The organism is Vibrio sp. 9-16B-A1 (assembly GCF_056726165.1).
Genome location: NZ_JBSDZD010000024.1, coordinates 24,605 through 33,666 on the forward strand (window position 1 = coordinate 24,605; position 9,062 = coordinate 33,666).

Below are 9,062 nucleotides of genomic sequence, written 5' to 3' on the forward strand. Positions count from 1 at the left end.
ACGCTCCTGTTACTCATTATGATTGGTCTGTAATGCTGTATATAAATACAGTATTACGCTGTGGCTGTCAATTTTATAAAATGACTGTTCGCCATAGTTATCTCAGAGGGGGGGGGGAGGGTGTAGTGAGGCGTGGGCGATGGAATCGCGGTTCGCCACCTGTTGTTATCCGCTAAGCTCATGACAACAGGTGGCGCTTACAAAACGGGCCTGTTAATACTCAACCTGACGGGTTTGAATTATTGAATTCAGCACGCTGATCAAAGCCGCATGTTCTTCTTCATTGGCTTCATATGCGGACACAAAAAAAGTAGATATGATGTTTCTCTGCTCCGAACTTAGCTCCTCATAATTAAGGTCGGGTTTGATAAAATAGGTTGATACTCCATGCTTAAAAGGAGTTATACCTTTTCTATAAAAATAAGGTGCATCTTGCAAAAAAGGCACAACGTCAATTTTAGGTCGCCTAACCGATCCGGTCATCTTAAACGCCATCAACACGCCTGCTCCGGCCCCCACAAAGGCCATTGGCCCTATCACCACCACTGCCGCCAAAGCGATGGCGATCCCGGCATAGCCCGAATAACGCATTGCGGTGTAACAGGCATCCGGAACCAGCTCTAAGTTGCTGACAATGATCCCTTTTTCGGTGAGCGTGACCTTCTGCTGGATATCGGGATCCATTGCGTAATACAGATATAACCCACCGGTTCCCACCAGAAAAGTGACCATTGCAAAAACTGGCCAAGGCCCCTGTAACCCAAAGAAATAAAAGAGAAGCATAGCCACTGATACTTGCATTGCTATCATTGGGTAATCAGTAGGCTTCTCTTTAACTATCTCAAATTCATGCAGTACTGAGGCATCAAGCACCGCCTGCTGTTGTTGCTGTTTAAACTCTTCGGTCAGCTCCGGCAGGCTGTTTAGCGGGATGGACATCATTCCGGTACCTCCAGTTGGACTATCGCATGGTTAATCAATGACTTGGTTGCTAATTTTGCCATGTCTTTGCTCTCAGCGAGTGATTTTTGGGTTGGGCGTGCTAACGGGGGAAATGACGGGCAGCAGCTACAATAATGGTGTGGCCCGCAGAGGTTGAAAGTCGTCCTAATTTACTGTCCAAACTACAAATTCCGTTCTGATGGTCATGGGCCTTTATTAAGCCCACGACACAAGTCGGCGGGGTATACTGCAGTGAGCAATCAGAAGTCCATTGAGCGGGTTCTGACTATCTTATTCAGCGAACTTATTAGAGCCGCATGATCTCCTTCGTCGGCATGAAATACAGTACTACAAAAGTTTGAAGCAAAGATGCGTTGCTCTTCGTTTAGCTCTTCATAGTTGATATCCGGTTTTAAAAAATAAGTAGTAACCCCATGTTTAAACGGAGTTATTCCTTTTAAATCAAGATACGGCACGCCTTGTAAAAAAGGCGTGACTTCAACTTTAGGCCGTCTCACCGCTCCGGTCATCTTGAACGCCATCAATATGCCCGCTCCGGCACCCACAAAGGCCATTGGCCCTATCACCACCACCGCTGCCAAAGCAATCGCGACCCCAGCGTAGCCTGAGTAGCGCATTGCGGTGTAACAGGCATCCGGAACCAGCTCTAAATTGCTGACAATGATCCCTTTTTCGGTGATCGTCACCTTCTGCTGGATATCGGGGTCACCTGCGTAATAAAGATAAACAGCCAAGGGCACTACCATAAATAGGGCGATTAACACCAGTAGCCAATCACCGCTCGAACCAGCCCAATAGAATATTAGCAAAGCTGCACATAGTCCCATGCCAATGGCTAAATAGTTGGTAAATTCTTCTTTGATGATCTCAAATTCATACAGTACTTGGGCATCCAGTACTGCCTGCTGCTGTTCTTGTTTAAACTCCTCGGTCAGCTCCGGCAGGTTGTTTAGCGGGACGGACATCATTCCGGTACCTCCAGTTGAACTATAGCGTGGTTAATCAATGATTTGGTTGATAATTCTGCCATGTCTTTGCTCTCAGCGAGTGATTTTTGGGTTGGGCCTGCTAACGGGGGAAATGACGGGCAGCAGCTACAATAATGGTGTGGCCCGCAGAGGTTGAAAGTCGGCCTAATTTACTGTCCGAACTACAAATTCCGTTCTGATGGTCATGGGCCTTTATTAAGCCCACGACACAAGTCGGCGGGGTATGTTGCAGTGAGCAATCAGAAGTCCATTGAGCGGGTTCTGACTATCTTATTCAGCGAACTTATTAGAGCCGCATGATCTCCTTCGTCGGCATGAAATACAGTACTACAGAAGTTTGAAGCAAAGATGCGTTGCTCTTCGTTTAGCTCTTCATAGTTGATATCCGGTCTTAAAAAATAAGTAGTAACCCCATGTTTAAACGGAGTTATTCCTTTTAAATCAAGATACGGCACGCCTTGTAAAAAAGGCGTGACTTCAACTTTAGGCCGTCTCACTGCTCCAGTCATCTTGAACGCCATCAATACGCCCGCTCCGGCACCCACAAAGGCCATTGGCCCTATTACCACCACCGCTGCCAAAGCAATGGCGACCCCGGCATAGCCCGAGTAGCGCATCGCGGTGTAACAGGCATCCGGAACCAGCTCTAAATTGCTGACAATGATCCCTTTTTCGGTGATCGTCATCTTCTGCTGGATATCGGGATCCATTGCATAATACAGATATAACCCACCAGTTCCCACCAGAAAAGTGACCATTACAAAAACTGGCCAAGGCCCCTGTAACCCAAAGAAATAAAAGAGAAGCATAGCCACTGATACTTGCATTGCTATCATTGGGTAATCAGTAGGCTTCTCTTTAACTATCTCAAATTCATGCAGTACTGAGGCATCAAGCACCGCCTGCTGCTGTTGCTGTTTAAACGCCTCGGTCAGCTCCGGCAGATTGTTTAGCGGGACGGACATCATTCCGGTACCTCCAATTGAACTATAGCGTGGTTAATCAATGATTTGGTTGATAATTCTGCCATGTCTTTGCTCTCAGGGGAACCGGCTTTACAGCGGGACTGGTAGAAGTTATCCCAGCCATCCGTATGCTCACTCTCAAACGGGTTACTGTTTTCCCGGCAGACAAAAATATCGATAAGATCCTGATGTATCACTCCCACACCATAACCGATCCGGGTTATCAGTGGCGCAGGTAATTCCAGATAGAGGTGGTGCAGAGTCGGTTCACTGGTATCTTTCTTCCATCCCCATTTATCTTCAGGCAGACTGGACACAATCACCGAGTGGCTGTGAGCCAGATCCGGGCCGGTACCAATGGCTATGCCGATATGCTCACCCGGGTAAGTATTGGGCAGGGTCAGTGTCATGGTCTGCTGAATATCTACAATCACCTCGGTAGTTGTAGATGTGACCGGGCCGCGCACCTTTTTGCTGAGCACTTTACTCTCCAGGAATGGTTTATTCATCAGTGCCATCAGGCTCAGGTATTCCTCTTTTGCCGTCTGTGCCCTGTCAGGCTCTTTGCCCCAAACAGAGCGCCTTAACCATTGTTCCATTGGTGTTTTTTTTGTTGCTATCAGTAGTATGGTGGCGGCGAGATAGAAAGCGGCCCCCCAGAAATTAAACGCCAGCATCCAGCCGTTAAGCAAACCGCCAATTGCCAGCCCGGAAAAACGGGCACGTAGCGCCTGGAAGAGTACTCCGCCCCAACCAATTCCCTGAGCTCCCAAAGCTACCCCTTTCAGTCCTAGAAAAGCTTTCTCTGAACGTTCCTTAGACTTATGGAAGTCCTCCAGGGTCTGCCATCCTTCCAGACCCACGGCGATCACGCCGCCCATCCCGGCGATTAATGAGCTGGTGACGTACTTTTCGGCCAGTTTAACTGCGGGTTTGCCGATACCTGATGAAGATGACGTTTTGAGTTGTTGAAGGGAAGCCTGCATCAAACTAGACTCTGCCTTTGATAGCTTATTTAACGCTACTCCTTTTACCACCGACCCAGTTTGATTCACCAGCCACGCTACACTGTATTGCACGGTCAGTTCCTGGTTTCGTGCGTCCGGGTACGGGCAGGTATCCACGATTTCCCGCAGGAGCATCATCTGATTGAGTACGTTGATCGTATTGAGTGAGGCCACGACAAAGTCCATCCCCCCGATGCCGTCCCATTTAGCGTGCAGGTTTTTGCTGAAATCAGAAAACAGTTTCTGGCCAACAACACTGTCTTTATAGCTTTTGACCAACAGAGGAGTGCTATCTATATATGAAGCAATCTGTTTTTCCAGTGGTTTCAGGGAGCGGGCGAGCCGGATATGCTCCTCAGAGCCCACCGGTAAATGGGTCATTGCTTCCCGTGAGCTGGCCGCCTCCATCACCAGACGGTGATAGGCCCCGTGGGCAACTTGCCGTTGTGCAGGCAGCTCCGTATTCAGTACGACTTTTCCTTCCCGTAACTGAATCTGTGCCCAGACCGCCAGTGCATGGTTACTTTGGGCGCTGCGGCCCTTTGTTTTGATCAGCCAGTTACTTATTCCGAAAAGGAACTTATGAACCGGGTAAGTGGCCTTGTCTCCCTGCGCTTTAACGGCCGCAATAGCGTTGTTGATGATGGTATCTACCGGCAAAAGCAGACTGTGTGTGGCCTCAAACAGGCCGGATTTCGGACCTTCAAATCCAAAAATATCCAGCAAAGCGCCCAGCGCGCCTCCAAACGCGACAGAGTTCCCATTTGCTTCCTTAAGAATATCCACATCAGCGGTCAGCTCGTCGGCTTTCGCGTATATCTCCGATGAGAAGAAGCTGGAACCCAACCCGAGCAGGTTATCGGGACTGGTCAGTAGCTCAGTGACGCTTTCTTTCAGACGTTCGTTATACTGAGCACTGATTTCCAGATCATTGAAAATGAAGTCCATCAACTCAGTCAGTGACAGAAGATGGTCATGCTCCCCGATGTCAATACCGAGGCGTAACGGGTTTGTGCCTGCCTGCTTAATTGCCCCGATAAGCAGTGGCGCATCACGCTCTATTCCCAGGCAGGACGCCGCCTGGTCAGCTATCTGAGCTTTACAGAAATCATCCAGCGCTTCCCAGTTGACCTGTTGGTGCGCTTTGCGCCGCTCAACATACTCGTTAAGGCGCTGCTCGAGTAACGACGGTTGAATGCCTTTGGCTTCGAGGCGTGCTTTAGCGGCGGGGTAGGCGGCCACGGTCGCTTCGGCCTCTGCCCAAATAGCGGCTTTGGCTTCTGCTCCCGGGCCTTTGGCTTTACTCAACTGGTGCTGGTAATAGTGATACTCAAGGCAGGTATCAATATCACGCTCTGTATCGATCCACTCTTCTGGTTTAAGTTTGTTCATGCTGTCTGGCGGCAGCGATATCCGCACTAGATCACGGATAAGCTTAGCCACCACGGTTTTACGTTCATCCTCCGGATCAGAAAGCAGCGGAACCACCGACCGGGAAAGCCTGAGGCTGAGATCGGTCAGGTCGGCCATCGGATCATCAAGTGCAATAAAAGCGTGGTCAGTCAGAGCCGGTACCTGATAACCGTATTCGTGGGCCGTACGGCGAAGCAGCAGCGATACCAGGCCGTGCTCAATATTTTCCTCTACCGCTTTGGCTGCACAGCTCCAGTCAAAGGCAGCGAGGTCAACCTCTCCGGCATCAGCTACACACTCTTCAATGTGACTGATACCTGAGATATGCTCCCCGGTATTCACATCCCTCAGCCACGCTTTTCGGGCCTGCTCATTCCCGGTGTAGAAATCCGCGATACGATCAGTCCAGCGTCTGGCGGAATAGCCGATAAAATACGGGGAACCGGTACGGTAAAGCAGGTGAGATTTTGCCTTCAGCGGCTCTGCCTCCCTGCGCTCTGCGGCAGTTTTCCCTTCAAAGCGGTGCAGTTCTCCACCTTTTACCTGATACTCTTCCAGCAGCCATTCATCAGAGCCCGGTTCCTGATGCAGGGTATACAACCAGCCATCACGTAACTGACGCAGTGTGTATGGCACTTTATCAGAACGGAAAACCCCGCCGGGGAAGGCTTTGATGGCGTCTATTGGATTTAAGCCTTCGGCCACTTCTTCGGTTAAGGTTTCTGGTTTGATGTCATCTACCGCATAGCGCACCGGCGTCAGTGCGGCAAAAGCGCCCTGCTTGGATGTGGCTACCCGCACAACCGGGAACGCAGTCTGAGTGCTGAGATCTCCCATAGACAGAAGCCCTTTTCCCAGCAACATGGAACTGACCGGATAGCCGACATCAGAGGCATGGTTAAACGTCTTAACCGCCTCAAGATAAACTACACTGCCGCTCCCGGGCGGCACGTTACTGTTTTTCCAGTAGGGATTAAGGTCCAGTAGTGCTTCTGAAGCTATCCCCTGGCTTTCTGCAATGGATTCGATGGTGTCACCTTCTGCCACCACATACTGTTTACGGCTGCTTTTTCCCTGCGTAAGCGCGACGAGTTCGGCCATATCCAGCTTTACGCCGTGTTCGTCCAGAAACGCACTGTCCACGGCATCTATCGCCTGATTATCCATTGCTTCTTCGCTAAAGAGCAGGTACTGATCAGTGATGGTCTGTCCACCCCGTTGCCAGAGCGCAAGAATGAAATCGACAGGCTGAGCTTCTGCACCTGAGGGATCCATCGCTCCTGCCATGCTGTTGGTAAGTTCAAACCGGGGCTGAGTACCACCTGCCCAGCGGTATTCATGAAGCAGCTTTCCATCCAGAAAATGGTAGAGATAACCTTCGGTTGGCAGGCCTAACTGCTGGCCCAATTGTACGGCAGGGCGGACAGGTATGAAGGCTTCTGAGATGGTAACTTTTTCTTTTTCGTGCGGAGTAACGGCTTCAAAGTTAAACAGGCTTGAACTTACTCCGCGCCAGCCGGCACAGAGCATTTTACTTTCGTCTTCCCTCACCGGACTAGTGCAGTAGGTATGCTTCTGACAAGGGCTCGACTGCCACGACTTAACCGCAGGCTCGGCATCCGTTGCTTTAAGCGTCGTTTGTAAATACGGCTTCACGGCTTTTTTGAACAGCGGCTCCGGGCAGGCAAACTCGATGGTATACGCCAGGGCTGGCTCTTGCTCTGTTGGTTCCGCCGGAGGTGGAGCCGGACGGGGTGTTGCCGTCTCTTCGTGAAAACTGGGGTAGTAAGCGTTGCGATACTTGGGTTTCAGAATGCCTTCTTTGATTTTGTCCGGTGACCAGGGCGTCTTCTTCATACCTAACCTGTTTTTTATTTAGTGTTTGATTATTAGGCTATTTTACCAAAAACCTGACCGACAGTGTGCCGGAATGAGCAGTTGAAATGACGGAATTGAAGGGCGAATCTTAACGCTTTTCCATGCTGCCTCTGAGAAGAGACCAGATCGTACAAAAAAAGCCAACCCCAGTGAGCATGTGGATCAGTCTGCTTTTGGGCTGGCTCATTTGTGCCCCAAACCTTGTTACGGCCGCTGTACTGCACTATGAGAAAACCTAATACAGAAAAACTCTACCTATAAGGCAGAGCTTCTTGAGGAGTCTTTTTAAATACCAGTAACGAATTGTAGCGTTTCTTGAGCGTATGATTGAACGGTTTGTAGATCTAAGCTTTGAATCTTAGTATCAAAACCATCTGCATGATGAAACGCCTTAGAAAATTCATTAATTTTAGTGATTTGGCTTATCTGATTGTGTGTATCGAAGAAGTGACTACTAGGATCTGTCTCATCTCGAATTATCGTAATCATATTACCTAACCAAACACCTTCGTTAAACTCTCGAGGGTATAAGAAGCGCAGGTGTGCTTCTAAAATAGGGCGAATAGAACGAGCTACTTCAACTTTTGATTCATCTTTGGCGTCAGCAACAAAATCATAGAGCTTATTATATTCTTTGTGGTAGTGTAACCCTCCCCAAAAAACTGGTCACTAGTAATTAGAGCTTTTCCGTTTACACTGAAACAAACGGAGAACGCATGATGAAGAAATCACGCTACACAGAGACACAAATCGTCAGGATCCTCAAGGAAGTGGAAGCAGGCCGAAAGGTCAATGAAGTTTGCCGTGAATATGGCATCTCTGATGCGACTTACTACAACTGGAAATCCAAGTATGGTGGTATGGAAGCATCGGATGTGAAACGCCTGAAAGAGCTTGAAGATGAGAATCGAAGGCTCAAACAGATGTTTGCTGATCTCAGCCTTGAGCATCGCATTGTCAAAGACATTCTGGAAAAAAAGCTCTAAAGCCAGCGGTTAAACGGGAACTGGTCGATTATGTTCGCAAACAGTTCCAAACCAGCCTGAGAATGGCCTGCCGCGCAGTTGGCATCAGTGATTCGGTATATCGCTACCGGCCAGATCCTCACCGGGATGATGAGGTGATAGCCAAACTTCAGGAAGTAACTGAGCGGTATCCTGCATACGGATTTGGCAAGGTATTTGCCGTGCTCAGGCGTTGGGGGCATGCATGGAACCATAAACGGGTTCATCGTGTTTACTGTTCTCTGAAACTGAACATGCGCCGCAAGGGCAAAAAACGCTTACCCAAGCGCGAGCCCGCGCCCCTGATATGCCCGGACTGGGTCAACAGCTGTTGGTCTATCGACTTTATGAGTGACTCACTGAACTGTGGCAGACGCTTTCGCACATTCAATGTCGTGGATGACTTCAACCGTGAAGTACTCGCGATTGAAGTGGACCTGAATCTGCCCGCTCCACGGGTGATACGGGTTCTCGAACGTATCATTGCCTGGAGAGGCTATCCCGGAAAACTGCGAATGGACAATGGGCCAGAGTTTATCTCAACCGCTTTGGCTGAATGGGCAGAAAAAAACAAGGTGGAACTTGAGTTCATTCGGCCAGGAAAGCCCACAGAAAACTCGTATATCGAGCGTTTTAACCGGACGTACCGGACAGAAGTTCTGGACATGTATGTGTTCAAAACACTGAGTGAAGTCCGGGAACTGACGGAAAACTGGATGAGGGAGTACAACGATGAACGCCCTCATGAATCACTGAATGATCTGACTCCCTGGGAGTATTTAGCAAGGCATGAAAACAGGAAAACCTCTAATTTAGAATGCCACTAAAACAGGGAGGGTTACA

At 49.3% G+C, this 9,062-nt stretch carries 5 protein-coding genes; 1 reads left to right on the forward strand and 4 read right to left on the reverse strand.

What is annotated here, in order from left to right; translation table 11 throughout:
* Window positions 1-213: 213 nt before the first annotated feature.
* From ACVB80_RS23525 to ACVB80_RS23540, 4 genes are all read right to left on the reverse strand, one after another.
* Complete coding sequence (locus ACVB80_RS23525; RefSeq protein ID WP_481083720.1) at window positions 214-942, reverse strand: hypothetical protein; 729 nt, start codon at window positions 940-942, stop codon at window positions 214-216.
* Window positions 943-1,202: 260 nt separating this feature from the next.
* Complete coding sequence (locus ACVB80_RS23530; protein ID WP_481083721.1) at window positions 1,203-1,931, reverse strand: hypothetical protein; 729 nt, start codon at window positions 1,929-1,931, stop codon at window positions 1,203-1,205.
* A gap of 260 nt (window positions 1,932-2,191) precedes the next feature.
* Entirely contained in the window at window positions 2,192-2,920 is a 729-nt protein-coding gene (locus ACVB80_RS23535; protein ID WP_481083722.1) for a hypothetical protein, read from the reverse strand.
* Window positions 2,917-7,194, reverse strand: coding sequence for a toxin VasX (locus ACVB80_RS23540; RefSeq protein WP_481083723.1), 4,278 nt, complete (start codon window positions 7,192-7,194; stop codon window positions 2,917-2,919). The genes ACVB80_RS23535 and ACVB80_RS23540 overlap by 4 nt, the downstream gene beginning before the upstream one ends.
* A gap of 740 nt (window positions 7,195-7,934) precedes the next feature.
* On the opposite strand from ACVB80_RS23540, the gene ACVB80_RS23545 reads away from it, so the two are divergent.
* A protein-coding gene (locus tag ACVB80_RS23545) for an IS3 family transposase (protein ID WP_481081072.1) occupies window positions 7,935-9,046 on the forward strand; the annotation gives its coding sequence in 2 pieces (ribosomal slippage) (window positions 7,935-8,187 and window positions 8,187-9,046; 1,113 coding nt in all).
* Window positions 9,047-9,062 lie beyond the last annotated feature (16 nt).

Coding starts and splice junctions, on each gene's coding strand:
- ACVB80_RS23525 (WP_481083720.1), bottom strand. CDS start 942: ATGATGTCCATCCCGCTAAACAGCCTGCCGGAGCTGACCGAAGAGTTT.
- ACVB80_RS23530 (WP_481083721.1), bottom strand. CDS start 1,931: ATGATGTCCGTCCCGCTAAACAACCTGCCGGAGCTGACCGAGGAGTTT.
- ACVB80_RS23535 (WP_481083722.1), bottom strand. CDS start 2,920: ATGATGTCCGTCCCGCTAAACAATCTGCCGGAGCTGACCGAGGCGTTT.
- ACVB80_RS23540 (WP_481083723.1), bottom strand. CDS start 7,194: ATGAAGAAGACGCCCTGGTCACCGGACAAAATCAAAGAAGGCATTCTG.